The organism is Pseudoruminococcus sp., from assembly GCF_047012705.1.
In the GTDB taxonomy this organism is placed as follows: domain Bacteria; phylum Bacillota; class Clostridia; order Oscillospirales; family Acutalibacteraceae; genus Pseudoruminococcus.
In genome coordinates, this window is sequence record NZ_JBKXNW010000011.1 from 37,973 (window position 1) to 59,022 (window position 21,050).

The following is a 21,050-nucleotide window of genomic DNA, read 5'->3' on the forward strand; positions in this document are numbered from 1 at the left end:
CATAGGATAAATTTTATTAAGCCTTAATACACTCACTTAGTGTTGAAATTACATATTCCATCTGTTCATCTGTCAGAATGGAATACAGTGGCAAAGTCACTTCATTCTGATATAGTTCAAAAGCATTCGGATAGTTTTTTATATCAAAACCAAGATTTTTATAAGCTGTCAACATAGGCAATGGCTTATAATGAACATTAGTGGCCACTCCCATTTCCGCCATTTTTGAAATAACATTATTTCTGAATTCTGAATCGTGTCCTGTAAGCCACGAAATATAAAGATGTCCGCTTGAATTACCGTTTTCGGTATAGTGCTTCATATAGTCCATATCAAGCTTATCAAGCTGTAAATTGTAATATTCGATTATCTCTCTTCGTCTTTTCAACATTGAGGGATAGCGTTTAAGTTGTACAAGTCCGATTGACGCCATAATATCTGTCATATTGCACTTAAAATATGGTGCAACTATGTCATATTCCCAAGCACCGGCTCTTGTTTTTGCAAGGGCGTCTTTATTTTGACCGTGCAGGGATAAAAGCATATATTGCTTATAAAGCTCGTCATTATCAATAAAATCTCTGTCACACCATGTAACAGCACCACCCTCTGCGGTAGTAAGATTTTTTACAGCGTGGAAAGAAAAAGCAGTAAAATCCGCTACACTTCCACTTTTTTGAGCTTTATATTCTGCGCCAAAAGAATGAGCGCCATCTGCAAGAACTATAATTCTGCCAAAACCCTCTTGGATTTTATTTTTAGGTTTAAACAGCGATTTCTTAGCCTCAAGTACCTTAAAAATACTATCATAATCGCACATAACTCCACCGATATCAACAGGTATAACTACCTTTGTTTTCTCGGTAATAGCATTTGCCAAAACTTCAGAATCAAGATGTAGCTTTCCTTTTGCACAATCAACTATAACAGGCTTTGCACCTACATGGCATATAACGCTTGCAGACGCTGTATAAGTATATGCAGGAACGATAACCTCATCGCCCTCACCTATTCCGAGAATACGAAGAGTCATTTCAAGAGAGGCTGTCGCAGAATTAAGACAAACCGCCTTTGTTGTACCGCAGAATTCAGCTATTTCTTTTTCAAATTTTTTTGTTTTAGGACCTGTTGTTATCCAACCACTGCGAAGTGTATCTGCAACCTCGCTGATTTCCTCCTCGCCAATATCAGGAGGTGAAAATGGTATTTTCATTGCTGTCCCCCATTTAATTATCCATATTTTCAGCTATCGCCTTGGCTATATTATAGTCACCGACAGTCGTTATCTTCATATTTGAAGCGTCACCCTTGAGTAGCTTTACTTCTGCTCCACCCATAAAGCATATTTTACAGGCATCTGTAAGAGTAAGCTTTTCCTCGGCAGAAAGAGCATTATAAAGTCTTTTCAATAGATTTATGTTAAAGCTTTGCGGTGTCTGACTATGATAGATTTTACTTCTATCAGGCATATCTGAAATAATATTGCTGTCTTCAGATACAATTATAGTATCCACCTCAGGAATAACCGTATTACAAGCACCGTATTTAAGAGCCGCCTTGATATTTTCATCAATCATTTTCAGAGTGACAAACGGGCGAACGGAATCGTGCGTTACGATTATATGTTCATCACTTTCGCCGAATTCTTTTTCTATATCTGCAATAATATTGAAAATCGTAGAATTTCTGTCCGAACCGCCTCTAGAAATTCTTATCCTTGATTTATCTATATTAAATTCATCTAAAAGCTCTTTCATATGAGAAATCCAGCTTGAATGTACGCCGATATAGATATAATCAAGCTTCTTAGAAAGTAAGAATTTTTCGAGCGTATAAATTATAATCGGTTTGTCGCCAAGTGGCAGAAATTGCTTAGGCATAGTCGAGATATTCATTCTTGAACCGACTCCGCCCGCAACTATTGCGGCAAAAATCATTCTATCAACTCCTATAAAAGTTCCGAAGGTTTCTTCCCCTTCAAAACCTCTTTATAGCTTCTTTCTGTATCAACTAAAATCATATCGTGATGAGGTATTTGCTTATCTTTTGGCGGAAGTGTCATATAGTCCCCAAAAGCTTTTTTAAGATATAGGTCATAGCCGACAGGAATAGGCATCTGCAAGCCTTCAAATTCACGATAAACCGCACTTGCAAACCATTCCTTAGGATATTCCGGTTGCATAGAATGTACGCCCTCGCAAAGCTCTGTGATATATTCGCAATCAGCAATTTTATATTTGCTCATACGCCTTTCGGCATTACGCCATTTTTTCTCACGAGCTTTTGGTGATCTGACTATCGAAAGCAAAAATTTACTTCCGAGAGCCATAATTCCACCATGATTTTCCGGAACGATTTGTGCAAGAAACAGCGAATAAATCATAGCGTTCAGTTTTTGCATAGTGCGTTTGAATTTTCCTTTCGGACAGCCGTCTATCGGGAAAATATCCATCATTATCCCGAAAGGTATATCAAGATGAGCCTGATTTGCCTTAACGCAAGTAGTTTCAGTATCAACTATCGTTGTAAAAATATTTCCTGTAAAGATTTTCTCATCTGTCCGCAGTAGTTTAAAGCGTTCCTGCTTACCGTTATCCCAAAGTTTATATAACTTTTCATAGTCATCTCTCGGCATAAGTATGTCTATATCGTCGTCCCAAGGGATAAAGCCACCTGTTCTGAGCGACCCTATACAGCAACCTCCACAAAGATAGAAAAGCAAATTATTTTTATCGCAAAACTCCTTAAAATACACAAGCGTATCAAGTTCTTTAAGCTGTAGCTTACGCAATGTTTCAGGGGTAAATTCATATAACTTTTGGTTTTCCATATAAAACCTCATTTAATATGTAAATATAATAACTAATAAACAGACAAAAATAGTCCGCCTTTATTATTCAATACCTGCATGAATTTTTGCAGCCATAAGAGTATTTTTCATAAGCATAGCAATAGTCATAGGACCTACTCCGCCAGGAACAGGTGTTATATAAGAAGCCTTTGGCTCTACGCTGTCGAAATCTACATCTCCGCAAAGCTTACCGTTTTCATCTCTGTCCATACCAACATCAATTACAACTGCACCTTCTTTGACCATGTCGCCTGTAACAAACTTAGGCTTACCGACAGCCGCAACAAGAATATCAGCATTTTTTGTAATTTCAGCAAGATTCTTTGTACGGCTGTGCGTAATGGTTACTGTGCCGTTTTCGTGAAGTAAAAGCATAGCCATAGGCTTACCAACAATATTACTTCTACCGATTACAACACAATTCTTGCCGGAAATTTCTATATTTTCAGAATGAATAAGCTCCATAACGCCAGCAGGTGTGCAAGGCAAGAACTTATAATCACCTATCATAATCTTACCAACATTAGATGCGTGGAAAGCGTCAACATCTTTTTCAGGGCTGATTGCCTCAATAACAGCCTTTTCATCAAGATGCTTAGGCAATGGAAGCTGAACAAGAATACCATTGATTTCAGGCTTTTTATTAAGCTTATCAACAAGGGCAAGAAGCTCTTCCTGAGTTGTTTCAGCTGGAAGTGCGTATTCTTCAGACATAAAACCAACTTCTGCACAAGCCTTTTTCTTGTTATTGACATAAACTCTTGATGCAGGGTCATCACCAACAATAACAACTGCAAGTCCTGGAACTATGCCCTGTGCCTTTAGTTTTTCTGTTTCTGCCTTAACGCTCTCACGAACCTTTTTAGAAACCTCTTTACCGTTAATTATCTTAGCCATAAAATTTCCACCTTTTATATTAAATTACTCTTTAACTTTATCCTTTAATGCTTTTGTTGTATGAACGAAATTATTTTTCTTGCGGAATACAATAAGCATCACAATTCCTGCTATCATAACCACCGCTGAAAGAATCTGCGATACACGAAGATTTAAGAATGGTGTATAAAGGCTATCTGTTCTCAAGCCTTCAACTATCATTCGCTCAAAGCCATACCATACAAGGTAAAGCAAGAAAATCTGTCCATAATACTTCTGAAATTTCTTGCTAAAGAAGTGCAAAAGCACAAAGCCAAGCAAACACCACAATGATTCATACAAAAAACAAGGGTGAACTGTTACTCCGCCGGTATTTTCGCTCATCATTCCCCAAGGAAGATTAGTTTCTGTACCGAAAGCCTCTTGATTTATGAAATTGCCCCATCTGCCTATACCTTGTCCAATCAAAAAACCAAGTGAGGCAACATCAAGTATCGCAGGAATATTAAGCTTGAGAATTTTCGCAACGATACAGCCACCAAGCAATGCTCCGATAAGACCGCCATAAATCGCAAGTCCGCCATCGTGTATCGCAAAGATTTTATCGGGGTGACTACTGTAAAAATCCCACGAGAAAAATACATAGTAAAGTCTTGCACCAATTATTGCGGTTATAAGGCCGACAATAACACAATCAAGAAATTTCTCACTCGGAATTTTAAAGCGCTTCAAACTCATCATCGCATAAATAAATGCGAGAATAAAGCCAATTCCGATTATAATTCCATACCAATAGATATGATAATCGCCTATTGAAAAGGCGACATTATTTATATTCAAACTTATGCCCAGATGTGGAAAAGATACATTCATATCTGACATTTTAATTATCCTTTCATCGTTAGATGTAGGGGTGAACTGCGTTCATTGGTAATTACTTTGACCGCTTAGCATATGCACTTGCCCAAGACACTCAAAGTTTAGGTCAAGCCTTTTTAAAGGCTTGCGGATTCCAAAGGTAGTCACCTACGGCAGAGCCTTTGGTGGGTTTTAAGGGCGAAGCCCTTAACATCTCTTTCTTCTCAAGCGGTGGACCTCGTCCACCGCTTAATTTTCTCTGTCGATAACATTAGTTAAAAGGGGCGAACTTCGTTCGCCCCTTAGGAGGCAAGAAATGTTAAGGGCGTTGCCCTTAAAACCCACGAGGGACCCCGTCCCTCGACCCTGTGAGCCTTTGAAAAGGCTCAAGCGAAACTTTTAATTGTCTTAGGGAAGTCTATTCGCTAATAGGCAATCGTTATATAATTATTTAACTACTGAAAGTGTTGTATTATTTGAGTCAAGCTGTGATTTAAGTCTTTCGTTAATATCATCAAGATTTGCATTTGCAATAGCGTCCATATATTCATAAAGTTCTCTGCCCGCAAAATCGAATGATGCCATAATGGTCGCAGTATTTTCAGGACTATTAAGAGCGGCAATATTTTTACCATAAATAGCTCTCTTAGCTCTCTCAAATTCCTCTTTCGGAACACCATTTTTATGAAGTTCCTCGGCAGCTTGCTTGATAATCTCAGCAACTCTCTCAGGGAAACGAGTTTCAGCTGCAAAAATCACTGCACGATAACCCATTTCCTCGAAATACTCATACCCAAAGCTTTGATTGATAAGCTCATCATCAAGAAGTCGCTTATAGAGTGGTGAAGCCTCTCCTGCAAAAGCAGACAGAAGAATATCTGTTTCAGCAATTTCCTTAGAAGTTAAGCGTTTATCGCCTGCATCTTCCTTAAAACCAAGCTGAAAAAGCGGTACAGCAACAGATAATTTCTGTTCAACATAATCCTGACCAACCTCATAAGGTTCATCAGGGAAAATCGACTTTGTATCCAAAGGCTCATCTTGCTTTGTAAGGATTTCATCTGCAATAGCAATAACTTGTTCAGGTGTAACATTACCAGCAACAGAAAGAACCATATTATTAAGGTTATAGTAGCTGTTGTAGCAAGTATAGAGCAATTCAGGGGTAATCTCTGCAATAGTTTCGACTGTTCCTGCAATATCCTTTCTAACAGGGTGCTTCTGGAACATTGAAGAGATAAGATTCATCATAACTCTCCAGTCCGGACTATCGTCATACATCTTGATTTCCTGACCGATAATACCTTGTTCCTTAGCAACAGTTTCCTTAGTGAAATAAGGGTCGCGAACGAAATTAAGCAAAATTCTAAGACTTTCATCAAACTTATCTGTGCAAGAGAACAGATAGCAAGTCGTATTAAAAGAGGTATAAGCATTAGCATTAGCGCCTGTCTTTGCATACTTTGTAAAAGCGTCGCCGTCCTCGCTTTCGAAAAGTTTATGCTCAAGATAGTGTGCAATTCCGTCCGGCACAATAACTTCTTTGCCATTTGCTATGAAATGAGAGTTTACCGAACCAAAATGTGTTCCGAATATCGCATAAGCAGACTTATAACCCTCCTTTGGACTGACATATATAGTAAGTCCTGATGTATGCTTTATTTTATAATATTTATCATTAAGCTTTTCGCTTTTTACTTCTGAAATTTCCATTTTATTCAAATTCTTTCTCCCCTTTTATAAAAATTATTTCTCGTTGCTTGTAAGAACGTAAATTGTATCAAGTGAAACAGTCTTTGCAGCCTCTATAATTTGTTCCTTAGTCACCGCCATAATTTTCTCGGCAGATTCTTCGGGTGTGAGTGTTTCACGATTGAAGGTTTGTGAAAGATAAAAATTCTCGATTGATGCAAGGCTATCAAGAGAGGTTATATAGGCATTTTTGAGTGCAAGCTTTGCTGCATCAATTTCTTCATCTGTAATATCTCCTGCCTGCATAGATTTAAGCTGGTCGAGAATGGCAGCTTCTGTCTTTTCGATATTAGCGTTTTCAACGCCACTATCTATAATAATAATTCCCTTATTAGGATTATATCTTGCAGCACAATAATAGCAAAGGCTCATCTTTTCACGAACATTCATAAAGAGCTTTGAGCTTGGTGTTCCACCGAGTACAGCACACATAAGCTTTGCTGCTGCAATATCTGTATAAGGTTCTGCGTATGGAGTTCTCAAACCCATTACAAGCTTAGATTGTGTAACCTCCTGACGCTCTGTAACTCTCTTAACCTTGTCAGCTTTTGTAACAAGAGTTGTTGAAAGTCCGATCGAACGATTCTTTCCTTCGAATACCTTTCTAAAGGCACTGAGTGCATTCTGAGGTTCTGTATTACCAAGCATATAAAGCTCAATCTTAGCCGATTCTATCGCATTAGTCCAAGCCTTGTAAGCCTGTTCACTTGTAGTATCCATAAGACTTTCTTTTGTGCCGATTCTGTTTACAGAGAATGGCTCATTTTCGCACATAATCTCTGTGCAGCGTTTTACTGCATAAAGACGCTTTTCATTAAATTCAGAATCAAGCTCCTCTATAAGTTGACGGCGTTCACCGGCAAATTCGCTATCAAGGAAAGCATCCTCCTGAATATTTGGCTCAAACAATGCAGAGCAAAGGAGTTCTGTAAGCTCCTTAGAAATCTTAACGCTATCGAGTGCGTATTTGTCATCAATACCTGAAACAGTAAATCTAAGCTCTTGAATTTCGCCAAGCTTTCTTACTGTTGAATAAAGCGCTGCACCATAAAGCTCATCGAGTTTTCTTGCAAGTGATGTAAAATCAGGATAAGCCTTGCATGAGCGTGTTATAAGGCTTGCTGCAAGAGCATTTGCGGAAGCTGTTTCATTTGTTATTGGCAAAAACAGCGATGCGGTTATACGTATTGTTTTGAAACGGTTATCAGGAATGAAATTAAAATATACGCCATCGGCGATTTTCTCTCTAATTATTTCAGACATTATTTTCATTACGCCCTTTCTTTTTATATTTATATGAATTAAAATAAGTGTATTTATACAGCAAAAGATACTACTGTGTTTCACACTTAAAAGTAAATCCCTATTAAAGCCTTACATAAAGCGCTCTAAATTATGATATACCTTAGGTATTATACCACATTTTTCATTACTTTCCAATAGCTATATAAAAATATTTAATCAGCCCTACTCCATAATAAGAATATTGCATAGATAATCACCTCAACTTCAACAATATAAATTGATTGACAAGCTCAATATTTTGCTTGCAAAACCAATTCTAAGTCTTATAAGCAGTGCCACTCTATTAGGGAACCCCCTGCGAGGGTTCCCTACGAAAAACATTCCACTGGAATGTTTTTCTACCCTCCTGCGCTCAGAGAGAAGTATAAAGTGTTTCGCTCTCTGCGGAGAGCGACCAAAGGCTCTGCCTTTGAAAACTGCGAGCAGCTTTCACCAGCAAAGCTGGTGTAGAAAAGGCTCGAGCGAAACTTTTAATAGTCTTAAAGAAGGTAAAATAAAAATGCAGTGGTCAGAAATATAAAATTCTGAACCACTGCATTATTTTGCAGTAAATTACAATGTTTTATACATCAGATTAAATTGCTTTTACTCCTCGTTCATTAGTACGAATTCTTACTACATTATCTAAATCATAGACAAAGATTTTACCGTCACCGATATGTCCTGTACAAGCTGTCTTTTGGATAACATCTATGGTTTTTTCTGCCCATTCTTCTGTAGAAACTACAATTTCAAATTTAATCTTCGGTATCATCGTTATACTGACATCAACGCCACGAATATTTTCAGTTGAACCTTTCTGATGTCCGCAGCCCATAACCTGAGATACTGTGATTCCTCGAACTTCTATGGACTCTAATGCGTCCTTTACTTCTTCATATTTTTCAGGACGAACGATAGCCTCTATCTTCTTCACAAAAACTCACCCTTTCATATATCAATCAAGACCGTTAAATGACGGATATGCACTTTCGCCGTGTTGTGTAATATCCATACCAACTCTTTCGTCCATCTCTGAAACACGGAGCTTTGTGAACAATCTTACGATACCTACACAAATAAGTGTACCTACAACAGCTACAAGAACAGTTACTAAAATGCTTTCTACCTGTGCAAAGAATAAGCCTGTTTCGCCATAGATAAGACCATTCCACTTTGCACCGGATTCAACGCCAGGAGCAAGCTCCTTAACACCGAAAAGCCCTGTTGCTATACCGCCCCAGATACCGCCGATGCCGTGGCAGCCGAATGCGTCAAGTGCATCATCAATCTTAAATACTCTCTTTATGAGATGTACGCCGAAGTAGCAAATAGGGCTTACAAGCAAACCGATAAGAATTGCTGACCACATCGGAACAAATCCTGCGCCCGGTGTAATTGCGACAAGACCTACAACAAGACCTGTTGAGCAACCAACGAGTGTTGGTTTGCCTGTCTTAACAACATCAATAAACATCCAAGAAACCAAAGCTGCTGCTGAAGAAACTGCCGATGTCATAAATGCGTGAACCGCTGTGCCATTTGCTGCAAGTGCGCTACCTGCATTAAAGCCAAACCAACCGAACCAAAGCAATGCTGCACCAAGAAGTACGAATGGAATATTGTGTGGCTTATAAGCACTTCTCTCATAATCTCTTCTCTTGCCAAGAATAATTGCAAGAACAAGACCAGTAATGCCTGAACTAATATGTACGACATTACCACCGGCAAAGTCTACGGAATTGAGGTAAAGACCTGTGCCGAAAAGTCCGCCGTCAGTTCCTGCTCCGAGGAAACCGCCGCCCCATACCATATGTGCGAGCGGATAGTAAACAACGATTGACCAAAGGCAGATAAAAGGAACAAGTGCCTTAAATTTCATTCTACCTGCAATAGCACCAGTTATAAGAGCAGGTGTGATTACCGCAAACATCATCTGGAAACCTGCGAAAAGTGCGTCAGGAATTTCAAGTCCTCTTGTGCTTTCTGAAATACTTACATTATTAAAGCCGAGAAAATCGAAACCTCCGATAACTCCGCCAACATCACTTCCGAAAGAAAGTGAATAGCCAAACAAAATCCACATAACTATCGCAGTACCTGCAATAAACATTGTTGCGAACATTGTGTTAAGGACATTTTTTCTTCTTACAAGACCTCCATAAAAAAATGCGAGTGCTGGGGTCATCAGGAAAACCAGTGCGGAACATATGATTATAAAGCTGATACTTCCGCTGTTCATAGAACATCTCTCCTCAAAATAAATTTAAAAAACAAAAAGGCGCCGGAAATAAATCCGACGCCTTCGTCTGTATTTGTATTATAGCACTACTGGATTTTTTTGTCAACACTTTTTTAAAATTTTTTTAAGTTATAATAGTTTTTTGAAAATTGTGTTTTATAAGAAATTTTATGGTATAATATAAAGTAGAATTTTTATTATTGGAGGAACAACAATGGAAGAACTTATTAAAAATGTAGAAAAATCCGAAATTATCAGACTTGCAGACAAAGTCGCATACGAAAGTGGCAGAGTAGCAAGTCTTACTCTTGCACAAAGACCCGGTGTCGGAATGACAGTTATGGCTTTTGACGAAAATGAGGGTGTAAGTACACACGCAGCCCCTGGTGATGCTCTTGTCTATATTCTTGAAGGCAAGGCAAGTATTACTATAAACGATAAGGAATATATCCTCGAGGCCGATGAATCTGTTGTTATGCCTTGTGGTGCACCACATTCTGTAAAAGCTGTAACAAAATTCAAAATGCTCCTCACTGTTGTAAAATAATTGAAATAAATATACACCTAAAACAAGGTTCTTTAAACAAGGGCCTTGTTTTATTATATAAAAAATTGGTGATAACAAAAGTCATCACCAATCAAAAGAATTTATTATGCACTAAGCCAGTATCCCCTACCCTGTGTTGTAGAGCCATTAGCATTATCAGTAGACATATAGTTTACATCGTTATATCTCATATAGAGCTTAATTCCTATACCTGCATTTACAAACTTATGAGTTACGAACTCATAATAATCTGAACCATCATAAGATTCCTTAAATGTTACATTCGTCCCAAAAACTCCTGGAACACTGAAATAGAAAAGATTATCAGAGAAAAGGTTAGTACCCTTATCATCTCTTGTGATTTCAAGCGTAACATCATTCAAATCTGTGCCGGCCGGAAGCTTAATTGTAAAGTTGTAATTTCCATCATTCATCTTATAACGGTTTGTGCAATCAATAATAGAATGATTTTCTACATAATCATAGCTTTCTGAATCCGCTGTTTGCAAGCTGCTTGAATTTTCTGTCGCAGAAACGCTCATAGACGCTACCGGAACGGCAAGAAGCGTTGCTGCTGTCATCGCAATGGCTAAAGTTTGCTTGATTGTTTTTTCATAGAACATCCTTCTTTCTTAAATTTTATGATTGAATTATAACTCAACAATACATAAAATATCATAATGTGTTGAATTTTACACAATTATAATTGAATTTAGAGATTTCTATATAAACATTTATTACTTTACTTATCATCTAACCTTTGTCTTGCAACAAGTTCTGCAAAAAAGCCATTTTTCTCTATAAGTTCGTCATACTTTCCGTCTTCGATAATCTTTCCTTCATCAAGAACAATAATTCTATCGCACTGCTTGATAGTAGAAAGTCTGTGTGCAATTACTATTCTTGTGCATTTAAGGGAATTAAGCGAATCAGAAACGATTTTTTGAGTAATGTTATCAAGTGCCGAAGTTGCCTCATCAAACATAAGAACTTTGGGTTTAGGCGCAATTGCACGAGCAATTATAAGTCTTTGCTTTTGACCTCCTGAAATGCCACCGCTCCCCTCAGAAATAACGGTGTGCATTTCCATAGGCATATTGCGTATATCTTCTGCAATGCCCGACATTTCAGCCGCCTGCCAGGCATCATCAAGAGTCAGCCAAGGGGCGGAAATCGTAATATTTGAATAAATATCACCCTGAAAGAGTTTGCTATTTTGCATAACTGTTCCGATATGGTGACGCAAAGATTTAAGGTCGAGCGTAGAAATATCCTTGTTATCAAAATAAATCGCACCTTTTTGCGGAGTTTCAAAACCAAGCATCAACCTCATAAGAGTTGATTTTCCGCAGCCTGTTTTACCAACTATTGCAACATACTGTCCCGGACGGATTTTAAGTGAAAGATTATCTATAACCATGGGCATACGCTCATTATATCTGAACGAAATATTATTAAGTTCAATGCCTCCCGAAAGTTTGGTAACAACCTGCTTATTTTCTGAAATTTCAGGTACGGTCTGTAAAATAGGCTTAATCATTTCCATCATAGGCTTAATCTGTGCAAAGCTTGCAGCCATTGATACTAAGGTTGAAAACGCACCCATAACCATTCCATAAGCGGAATTAAAAGCATAATAATCAGATAAGCTGACATTTGTAGTAATCGTAAAATAATATATAACTATCGTTCCTATGAGTGAAATAGCTGTTGAAACAACTGACGAAAATTTCAACAACATAGGTGGGTCATATGTAAGCTTCGCAACTTCTTTATAAGTATTTGCCCATTTTGCAAAAGCTCTCTTTTCTGCACCGGCAAGCTTAATTTTCTGTACCCCTGTAACTAATGAATAATTAAGACCTGATTCTTTAGCCGAAGCCTCCATTCGTCTGCGTAGAATTTTCATCTGCATAAATGTAGTAATTATCGAGAAAGCAACTGTAATCAATATTACCAATAAACCGGGAATTACAAGTTCAGGGCCATACTCAGCCATCTGAGTTATATAAACAAGAGAGAATATTGATGTAAGTCCCGCCGTCATAACAGAATCCGTAAGCATAGTGCAAAGCGAACCAATATAAGACACCCTCTCCGATAAATCACCCGCCGAATATTTTTTAAAGAAATTCGGTGGCAAAGAAAGTAATCTCATCATACCTGCCGCCTGAACCTGCGTATTCATCTTATTTGAAATTCTACTTATTATAAGCGACTGTAAAACATTAAATAATGTCTGTGAAATCATAACGCAAAGCAAAAAACTAAAAATAGCAATAAGTATAACTTCACTATTGGTTTCTATAATATAGCTATAAATCAGCTTATTTATTTTAGTAATAAGTAAACCCATAAATGTTGCAGCTAACGCCGCAAATATAACATAAACTATATCAGATACAGAAAGTGTATGTAATATATAAGCCAATAAATCCTTTATTCCGATTTCTTTAAGCGGAAAAGGTTTATAAAAACATATGGCTTCAGTTTTGATAAGCTTTGCATTTTTTCTATTGACCTTTATACGCTTACCAAGCTTTGAATCAAAAAAACTATAACCCGATGTCTTATTCGGGATAAGCGCAACTGCTGTTCCATCGTCTTTTCTGAAACCAATCATTGCACCGATAGAATCTTTATACCAAGTTCCCTCTAAATTTACCATTCTACGCATAATTCCAGAAGGACGCATAAGATATTCAAGCTGGTCATTCAGATTCTTTATGCTATCGGGCAATTCCTTCGATTTTATATTATAAAATTTCAGAATTTCATCTATGGCATTTTTAGCGAGTATTCTTTCGTTATTAAGAGTCTTATAAACCTTTTCGCCCATAACAACGCCAGCCATATCCGCCATAGATTTGCTGAATATTTCGTTATCATGTTCTATTCTTTCTCTTATCTGTTCATCAAACCAACCCAATCAGAAGCACCTCCTTTACTCATTAGATACAAGCCTTGCATAAGCACCATTATTAGAATAAAGCTCATCATGAGTTCCTCTCTCGATAACCTTTCCCCTATCAAGTACGATAATTTCATCGCAATCTCGAATTGTAGAAAGTCTGTGTGCAACGATTATGCAAGTAATTCCTCTGTCCTCAATAGACTTTACGACATTATATTCTGTCTTAGCATCGAGAGCAGAGGTCGCTTCGTCCATAATTATAATCGTAGGGTCTTCTGCAAGAACTCTTGCAATTTCAAGCCTTTGTCTCTGCCCGCCTGATAAATCCATACCGCCTTCTATAAGTCGATACTGGTAGCCACCATCACGCTGCATAATATCATCGTGAATTTGTGCGTCACGAGCCGCAAGAATCATTTCAAAATCCTCAATCGAGCTATCCCACATTTTTATATTATTAGCTATTGTATCCTCAAACAGAATTATATCTTGGTCAACAACAGAAAGAGAACCTGTAAATACACTGCGGTTAATCTGAGAAATCGGTTTTCCGTCAAACAATATCTCTCCCGACCACGGTTTATATAAACCTGAAATCAATTTTGAAAGCGTTGATTTTCCACAACCTGACGGACCCACAAAGGCTACATGCTCTCCGGGTTCTATTGTCATAGAAAAATCTTTTATAAGCGGTTCTTCAAGTCTTGAGTATCCGAAAGTTACATTTTTCAGCTCAATTTTTCCCGTTAACTTAGAAAATTCCATATCCTCCGATAAATCCTTATCAGAATATTCAATATCAGTTGGATATTTCATAACGTCGTCTATTCGCTCCATAGATGTTCTCATCTCTTGAAGTGTTTGTGACGCTGAAACAAACTGCATAGCCGGCGATAAAAATGAGCTTAAAAAGCCCGAAAATGCAGTAATCATACCAACAGTCCATAAGCCTTTTGTAAAGAGATAAACACTTCCCATAAACACTACTGCGTTTGTCAATACAGATACAACAGAAGGTATTATTCCAAGATAGGCATTAAGCTTTGTAAATTTAGCCGTTCCCGAATTAACGCTCGCCTGATACCCCGACCACTTTTCAAAAAAACCATTTTCTGCACCGGAAGCTTTTATAGATTCTATCATTTCTATTCCTGCAACGGTAGCACCCGAAAGTTTTCCGCTATCACGGCTTGTAACACGAGTAAGATTTATACGCTTTTTAGAGATATATCTCGAAACAAATACATTTATAACTATAGAAAGAATACCTATACACGATAAAATCCAGCTATATTTCAGCATAACAAATAGATAGAAAATCATCATAAAAAACTGAATAACAAGCGGAGCAAATGTAGAAATCAATGTTCCTGCGATGGTGGCATTCTGAGATTTTCTTTCTGAAATATCTCCTGCCATTCTTTGCGAGAAAAATTCCATCGGCAAACGCAATACATGCCAGATATATTCGCTATTTGCAACAATAGCTATCTTTCCATTTGCTTTTAACGAATATACAGCTTTTATTATTTCAACTATTATTTGTATAATAGCAAGTCCTGAAACTCCCCATATAAAAGGCATAAGCCACTCCGGATTATAGCCTAAAAGAAGATAATCTGCAAAAAAATTAGAAAAAGCCGGCGTTATTATTCCAATCAATGAAGTTATAATCGTAGTGATTACAACAAGAGAAAATTCCGAACCTGTTCCTATAAGTTTTTTTCTGGCAAATGAAAATATACTTTTAGGTTTGCCCTCAGGCTTAAAGCTTTCATCAGGGCTAAATATAAGACATATGCCCGTAAAAGTCTTATCGAAATGCTCCATAGAAACAGTATAATTTCCCTTTGCGGGGTCATTTATAACAGCCTTATTTCCTCTAAAACCACACAGAACAACAAAATGGTTAAAATTCCAGTGAATGATACAAGGGAACTTTCCATTTTTTCTAAGTGCGTCAGGTTCAAAACGATATGCTTTAACATCCATACCATAACTTTGAGCAGCCTTGAATATATTTTTTGCATTTGAACCGTCACGAGATACACCACAATCCGCACGCACTCTTTCAAGCGGTACCCACTTTCCATAGTAAGCAAGAATCATAGTCAACGATGCCGCTCCACACTCTAAGGCCTCAAGCTGTATAACCACCGGCACTTTTGCAACACCTTTAGTAACAGGTGCTTTTGGTAATTTCTTTAATTTACTCATCTAAGCACCTCTATTTAATAATAAAGCTGATAGGGCTAATATTATTAACCCTTATATCCGCATCATATGTTCCGTCCTCTGTAATATCATCAGCCTCAATCTCTGCTGTATAACAAAAATCGCCCTTAGAAAAACCGCCAATAAACAGAGCATAGTCATCTATGCTTTCATCTACTTTTATAGGAAACTCAGAAACAGATTTTATCTTTCCCTTACGACCTTCAATATTTATATCCATACCGGCCTCAACCTGTTCTGCATCTTTAACAGACAAATAGCAAATCAGTTTGCCCTTTTCTGCGACAACACAAGTATCCACATTAGTTTCAATCTTTCCGAAAATGCCCCATATAAGCACACCGATAAGTAAAATTATAATCGCTATCAAAGTAAGCCAAACGCTCGGCCTGACAACTCTGACATATTCATTGAGCTGTTCAGGCGAATTTACTCTTTCGATACTTGTCTTTCTGAATATATTTTGTTTCATTGTCTGCCTCCATCAAGCCAAATAATCCTTTTGCAGAACTAAAATATTTCGCTCATCTTCAAAACTATACTTTATATCGTCCATAGTTTTTTTAACCATAAAAATACCAAGTCCGCCGATTTCCCTTTCCTCTGCCGAAAGGCTTGTATCAGGGTCTTTATTTTCAAGAGGATTGTAAGGACTGCCGTTATCAATAAAGGTCAATGTAATTTTTCCGTTTGCGAGAGAACACTCAACAGACGCATCGTCCGCTCCACTATAACGGATAATATTTGAATATACTTCATCTATGGCTATATTCATCTTATAAATAACTTTTTTAGGCACATCGGCAGATTCAAGTATATTCTCAACAAAATCAATAACATCTTGCATTGTATCAAGTGAAGGCTTTACTCTTATAATATTCTTAGGCATAATTTTCAGGCAAAGCATAGTAATATCATCAAACTGAGGTGCATCACCCACAAAGCTATCTATATCCGCTTTGACATTTTTGCAGATTTTTTCCGCTTCAATATCACCTAAAGTATTAAGATATTTTTCAAGCCTTGCATCTCCATAAAATTCTTTATCAGAGTTTATTGCTTCAGTTACACCATCGGTATATAGGAAGATTTCATCACCTGGCAAAAGTTCAAATTCACCCTTATGGTATTTTATATCTTCCATAGCAGCAAGGACAAAGCCCGAGCGTACTTTCAGATATTCAAAACTGCCGTCTTTGTGTCTTATAAGGGGAGCGTTGTGTCCTGCATTAGCAAAGCTTACAATATTAGTTCTGAAATCAATAATACCCATCCAGCAAGTAACGAACATATCAGCGTCATTGCCCTCACAAAGCTCATTATTTGCACGAGTAAGAATTTGAGCAACATCTTTTTCTCTGTCAGCGTAGCTTTTTATAAGAGTTTTTGCTTTCATCATAAACATAGCCGCAGAAATTCCCTTGCCCGATACATCGGCAATAAGGAAAGCAAGATGGTTTTCGTCAATCAAATAAAAATCGTAGAAATCTCCGCCAACTTCTTTGGCAGGTACCATAGAAGCATATATATCGAAATCTGTTCTTTCAGGATATGGCGGAAATACGCAAGGCAAAGCAGATGATTGAATAGTTTTTGCAAATTCGAGTTCTTTATCTATTCGTGCTGCAGCCTCAGCTATATAGCCTTTAAGGGTTAAGACCGTAGAATTTATATCGTCAGAAAGCGAAACAAATTCTTCATTTGTACGCACATCTACATAAACATTGAGATTACCGCCAGTAATTTTTCCGAGAGCATCATTTATCTTTTGAATGTTTTCAACAACAAGTTTTTTAATCAGAAAATAAATCAATGCAAATAATACTGCAAAAATTACTATCTCCATAAATATCGTCACATAGACTGACACATTACGGCTAAAAACAACCTCACTTTCAGGAATAATGCCTATTATGTAGTAACCTTCCGCCATTCTATACATACAATAACAGCTCTGACCATAAACTTCCTCGTAAATGAGTTGTCCCTCATCTTCAATTTCACCATTCTCAGGTTTATAGTCCTCATTATCCATTTGTAGCCACATTCCTGTAACGCTTAGCTTTTCACCTTCGTTGCCGTTAGGGTCACTAACTATCTTAAAATCTTCGTCGGCTATGATAATATATCCCTTTTCTCCAATGTGGCGATTTCTTGTAAGTCCGATAACAATATCATCTATATCCGCTTGAAACTTTTCAAAGTCATATCCAACCTGTAAAAAGCCACCTTTGGAAAGTTTAATTCCTGCATATTTCATCGAAGTAGACGACTTATAGCTTGTCGGCTGATATTTTTGGACCATCTCATCTTTATCATCTAACAAAGCTAAGAATTCGCTCGATTGTGAACCCTTTGACATATCGAAGCCGTCGAAATCAGGATTTGTGGTACATATAATGATTCCATTTTCATCTACAATATTTATCTCGGAAACATTATACAGTTTAAGAAGTTCTTCAAGAAATTTTTCATTATAGCTATCAACATTATCAAGCTTAACTTTTATACTTCTTGTAATCTTAATAAGATTTTCGTCAGAAGCGTCTTTTATATCGGAGCGAACATCTTCTGTATATAACCTAAGTGTTGATGACGCAGTATTTATAGCAAGTCCCGTCTGCAAAATAAAGCTAAAAAACACAGTAACAATAAAGGCTACTACTACGCAAACCAAAAGCCAGCGTTGAAACATCTGTGCGAGATTTATATATTTCCGTTCGGAATTTTTCTTTTCACTGCCGATTTTCCCGATTATTGAAACAGCCATAACTGCTAACATTACAGAAGCACCATTGAAGATAATCATCTTTGCAGAACAATTTTCTACATATGTAAAAGCAGTATTTACGTCATTCATATTGGTTATGAATATCATCAGCATATGAAGAACTTCAATAACCATACCAACTGCAAGACCATAATACCAAGCCGGTTTCTTGTTATCAAACATATACTTACGAAGTAAAGCCGCTATAAGTCCTGCAAAAATAGTCGATAATGAACAGGCAATCTGTGTATACTCGCCGGCTCCCCAATATGTAGCTAAATATCTTTCCACGCCGCCTATAAGAGCAGAAATAATTCCGGCAGGAGCTCCAAAAATAATTCCGGCACAAATTGGCGACGCATCTCTTACATTCATAGTAGCACCATCTACAGGAACACCACATTCTGTTCCTAAAATAGCAAGTCCACCAAATGCAAGACCATATATAAGCTGTTTTTTCCATTCCTTTAATTTTTCAAAAGCAGTTCTTTTGTTTATTATATAAAGTATAACAGATAATATAACCGGACAAAGACCTGTCAGAAATAATCTTAACTGTACCATAGATATTTCCTCATTCAATATTCAATATATCTACAAATCCTGTGATTTGAAAAATTTCCATAACATCATCGCATACATTTTTAAGAAGCATACTTCCCTGTTTATTCATAAGTTTTTGAGCAGAAAGAAGCACACGAAGACCTGCGGAAGAAATATATTCCAATTCTGAAAAATCAAAAATCAATTCTTTTACAGACGAAATAGAATTTTTCAGTTCACTTTCAAGCTTAGGTGCAGTTATAGTATCCAATCTCCCTTTAACAGTAAGTGTAAGAGTATCCTCATTTTTACAAGCCGTTATTTCCATACATTAATCTCCTTTATGGCAATTTTTATATAAAATTTAAATTAATTATATCATTCCAAAAAGGTATAAGCAAGAAAAAAGCAGGCAGTTTCTCATTTACTAAATATTTTATATATGATATAATTATTATTTCTATTACAACATTTTAAAATTATAAATCTTAAATAAATATTATATATTTAAAAAGCAATCAACAAAAACTGTTAATTGCTTTATTGTTAATAAATATTTTTTGTTTTATGCTTTTTCTAACAAGCATTATGATTATAAATGCTATCCGTTCATAATTTTCTCATAATCTTCCTGTGGTTTATCAATAGGAGTCAGATTAAATTTTTCTATCAAAATATCCAAAACTCCTTTGGAAACAAATGCAGGGAGCGTAGGTCCGAGATAAATATTTTTTATACCAAGATATAAAAGTGTAAGCAAAATGCAAACCGCCTTCTGTTCGTACCATGAAAGTACAAGGGTTAGCGGCAAATCGTTGACCCCGCAGTTAAAAGCATCAGAAAGAGCTAATGCAATTTTTATCGCACTGTATGCGTCATTGCATTGTCCGCAGTCGAGTATTCTCGGTATCCCATCAATGTCACCCAAATCCAAATCGTTAATACGATATTTTCCGCAGGCAAGAGTTAAAATAATCGTATCAGGCGATGTGAGCTTTGCAAAGTCGGTGTAGTAGCTTCTGCTGTAAGATGCTCCATCACAACCACCTATAAGGAAGAAATGTTTGATTTTTCCCTGCTTAACAAGGTCAACTATTTTTTCGGCATTGGATAGTACAGCATTGTGTGCAAAGCCCGTTATTACCGTTTTGCCACCATTCATTCCTCTCATTTCTTTATCTTCGTCATAACCGCCGCACTCAATAGCTTTTTGTATAACGGGTGTAAAATCCTTATCCTCTCCGATATGAACCAACTCAGGATAAGATACAACGGAAGTGGTGAAAACTCTGTCCTTATAACTTTCTCTCACCGGCATCAAACAGTTTGTAGTGAACAAAATCGGTGCAGGAATATTATGAAATTCCGATTGTTGATTTTGCCATCCTGTACCGAAATTACCCTTGAGATGCGGATATTTTTTCAGTTCGGGATAGCCGTGAGCAGGCAGCATTTCGCTATGGGTGTAAATATTTATTCCCTTGCCCTCGGTCTGCTCAAGCAACAGTTTTAAATCGTGCAAATCGTGACCGCTTACAACGATAAACGGGCCTTTTTCTATAGTAAGAGGAACTTCTGTCGGCACAGGATTCCCATATGCTCCTGTATTTGCTTCATCAAGCAACGCCATACATTTTAGATTAACTTCTCCCGTTTTTAAAACAATTTCAAGCAATTCGTCTGGATTTTTCTTTTCTCCCAGAGTATATAGAGCTTCATAGAAGAAACTGTTGATTTCACTTTCGCTTTTGCCCAGAGCTAATGCATGGTAAGCGTAAGCCGCCATTCCTTTTATGCCGAACAGTATCAGCGATTTAAGCGAACGAATATCTTCATGGTCATCCCAGATATTCTTCATATCGTAATCTTCAAATTTTTCACTGTTAATTCTGCCCTTTTCCTTTTCGATTTCGGTCTTTATTTGCTTGATTGTCACATTGTTGAAATTAACATTTGTGATTGTGGTAAAAAGTCCTTTTAATATCAATTCGTCTGTATGAGCTGTCGGATTACCGCTTTTTGCAGCTCTTGCAAGTCCGATAAGCGCACCTACAAGCTCATCCTGATAATTTGCAGTATCAGATTTTTTACCACAAACTCCAGCTTTACCCTCACAGGCTATATTGTGTGCAGTCTGCTGACATTGAAAACAAAACATATCTTTCATTTGTTACCTCC

17 protein-coding genes are annotated in these 21,050 nt (G+C 37.2%); 1 reads left to right on the forward strand and 16 read right to left on the reverse strand.

All coding sequences use genetic code 11. From position 1 onward, the window contains the following. Window positions 1-16 precede the first annotated feature (16 nt). The 9 genes from ACLU24_RS11145 to ACLU24_RS11185 form a co-directional block, all read right to left on the reverse strand. Window positions 17-1,213, reverse strand: coding sequence for a DegT/DnrJ/EryC1/StrS family aminotransferase (locus ACLU24_RS11145; RefSeq protein WP_412612678.1), 1,197 nt, complete (start codon window positions 1,211-1,213; stop codon window positions 17-19). Between the two features lie 13 nt (window positions 1,214-1,226). Further along, window positions 1,227-1,937: an IspD/TarI family cytidylyltransferase gene (locus ACLU24_RS11150; RefSeq protein WP_412612679.1), complete on the reverse strand. Its 711-nt coding sequence runs from the start codon at window positions 1,935-1,937 to the stop codon at window positions 1,227-1,229. An 11-nt stretch (window positions 1,938-1,948) separates the two neighbouring features. After that, complete coding sequence (locus ACLU24_RS11155; RefSeq protein ID WP_412612681.1) at window positions 1,949-2,830, reverse strand: LicD family protein; 882 nt, start codon at window positions 2,828-2,830, stop codon at window positions 1,949-1,951. A gap of 63 nt (window positions 2,831-2,893) precedes the next feature. Continuing rightward, window positions 2,894-3,748, reverse strand: a complete 855-nt coding sequence (folD, locus tag ACLU24_RS11160; protein ID WP_412612683.1) for a bifunctional methylenetetrahydrofolate dehydrogenase/methenyltetrahydrofolate cyclohydrolase FolD — start codon at window positions 3,746-3,748, stop codon at window positions 2,894-2,896. 24 nt (window positions 3,749-3,772) lie between these two features. Beyond that, entirely contained in the window at window positions 3,773-4,609 is an 837-nt protein-coding gene (gene lgt, locus ACLU24_RS11165; RefSeq protein ID WP_412612685.1) for a prolipoprotein diacylglyceryl transferase, read from the reverse strand. Between the two features lie 423 nt (window positions 4,610-5,032). Beyond that, the gene (yfmH, locus tag ACLU24_RS11170) at window positions 5,033-6,298 is read right to left on the reverse strand and encodes an EF-P 5-aminopentanol modification-associated protein YfmH (protein ID WP_412612765.1); all 1,266 of its coding nucleotides are present in this window, start codon (window positions 6,296-6,298) and stop codon (window positions 5,033-5,035) included. A 33-nt stretch (window positions 6,299-6,331) separates the two neighbouring features. Further along, a complete protein-coding gene (yfmF, locus tag ACLU24_RS11175; protein ID WP_412612686.1) occupies window positions 6,332-7,600 on the reverse strand; it encodes an EF-P 5-aminopentanol modification-associated protein YfmF in 1,269 nt (422 codons plus the stop codon). Between the two features lie 616 nt (window positions 7,601-8,216). Then, entirely contained in the window at window positions 8,217-8,558 is a 342-nt protein-coding gene (locus ACLU24_RS11180) for a P-II family nitrogen regulator (RefSeq protein ID WP_412612688.1), read from the reverse strand. A gap of 21 nt (window positions 8,559-8,579) precedes the next feature. Continuing rightward, window positions 8,580-9,863 (reverse strand): ammonium transporter, encoded by a 1,284-nt coding sequence (locus tag ACLU24_RS11185; protein WP_412612690.1) that lies wholly within the window; start codon window positions 9,861-9,863, stop codon window positions 8,580-8,582. Between the two features lie 214 nt (window positions 9,864-10,077). Between ACLU24_RS11185 and ACLU24_RS11190 the strand changes: the two genes are divergently transcribed. After that, window positions 10,078-10,410: a cupin domain-containing protein gene (locus tag ACLU24_RS11190; RefSeq protein ID WP_412612692.1), complete on the forward strand. Its 333-nt coding sequence runs from the start codon at window positions 10,078-10,080 to the stop codon at window positions 10,408-10,410. A gap of 104 nt (window positions 10,411-10,514) precedes the next feature. Here the strand turns inward: ACLU24_RS11190 and ACLU24_RS11195 are convergent, their stop codons facing one another. The 7 genes from ACLU24_RS11195 to hcp form a co-directional block, all read right to left on the reverse strand. Continuing rightward, window positions 10,515-11,033 (reverse strand): hypothetical protein, encoded by a 519-nt coding sequence (locus ACLU24_RS11195; protein WP_412612694.1) that lies wholly within the window; start codon window positions 11,031-11,033, stop codon window positions 10,515-10,517. Between the two features lie 119 nt (window positions 11,034-11,152). After that, window positions 11,153-13,339: an NHLP bacteriocin export ABC transporter permease/ATPase subunit gene (locus ACLU24_RS11200; RefSeq protein ID WP_412612695.1), complete on the reverse strand. Its 2,187-nt coding sequence runs from the start codon at window positions 13,337-13,339 to the stop codon at window positions 11,153-11,155. Window positions 13,340-13,354: 15 nt separating this feature from the next. Beyond that, window positions 13,355-15,541 (reverse strand): NHLP family bacteriocin export ABC transporter peptidase/permease/ATPase subunit, encoded by a 2,187-nt coding sequence (locus ACLU24_RS11205; protein WP_412612696.1) that lies wholly within the window; start codon window positions 15,539-15,541, stop codon window positions 13,355-13,357. A gap of 10 nt (window positions 15,542-15,551) precedes the next feature. After that, window positions 15,552-16,031: a hypothetical protein gene (locus tag ACLU24_RS11210; RefSeq protein WP_412612698.1), complete on the reverse strand. Its 480-nt coding sequence runs from the start codon at window positions 16,029-16,031 to the stop codon at window positions 15,552-15,554. Window positions 16,032-16,043: 12 nt separating this feature from the next. Further along, a complete protein-coding gene (locus tag ACLU24_RS11215; RefSeq protein ID WP_412612700.1) occupies window positions 16,044-18,893 on the reverse strand; it encodes a SpoIIE family protein phosphatase in 2,850 nt (949 codons plus the stop codon). A gap of 10 nt (window positions 18,894-18,903) precedes the next feature. Continuing rightward, a complete protein-coding gene (locus ACLU24_RS11220; protein ID WP_412612702.1) occupies window positions 18,904-19,200 on the reverse strand; it encodes an STAS domain-containing protein in 297 nt (98 codons plus the stop codon). A 273-nt stretch (window positions 19,201-19,473) separates the two neighbouring features. Beyond that, entirely contained in the window at window positions 19,474-21,039 is a 1,566-nt protein-coding gene (gene hcp / locus ACLU24_RS11225; RefSeq protein ID WP_412612703.1) for a hydroxylamine reductase, read from the reverse strand. Window positions 21,040-21,050 lie beyond the last annotated feature (11 nt).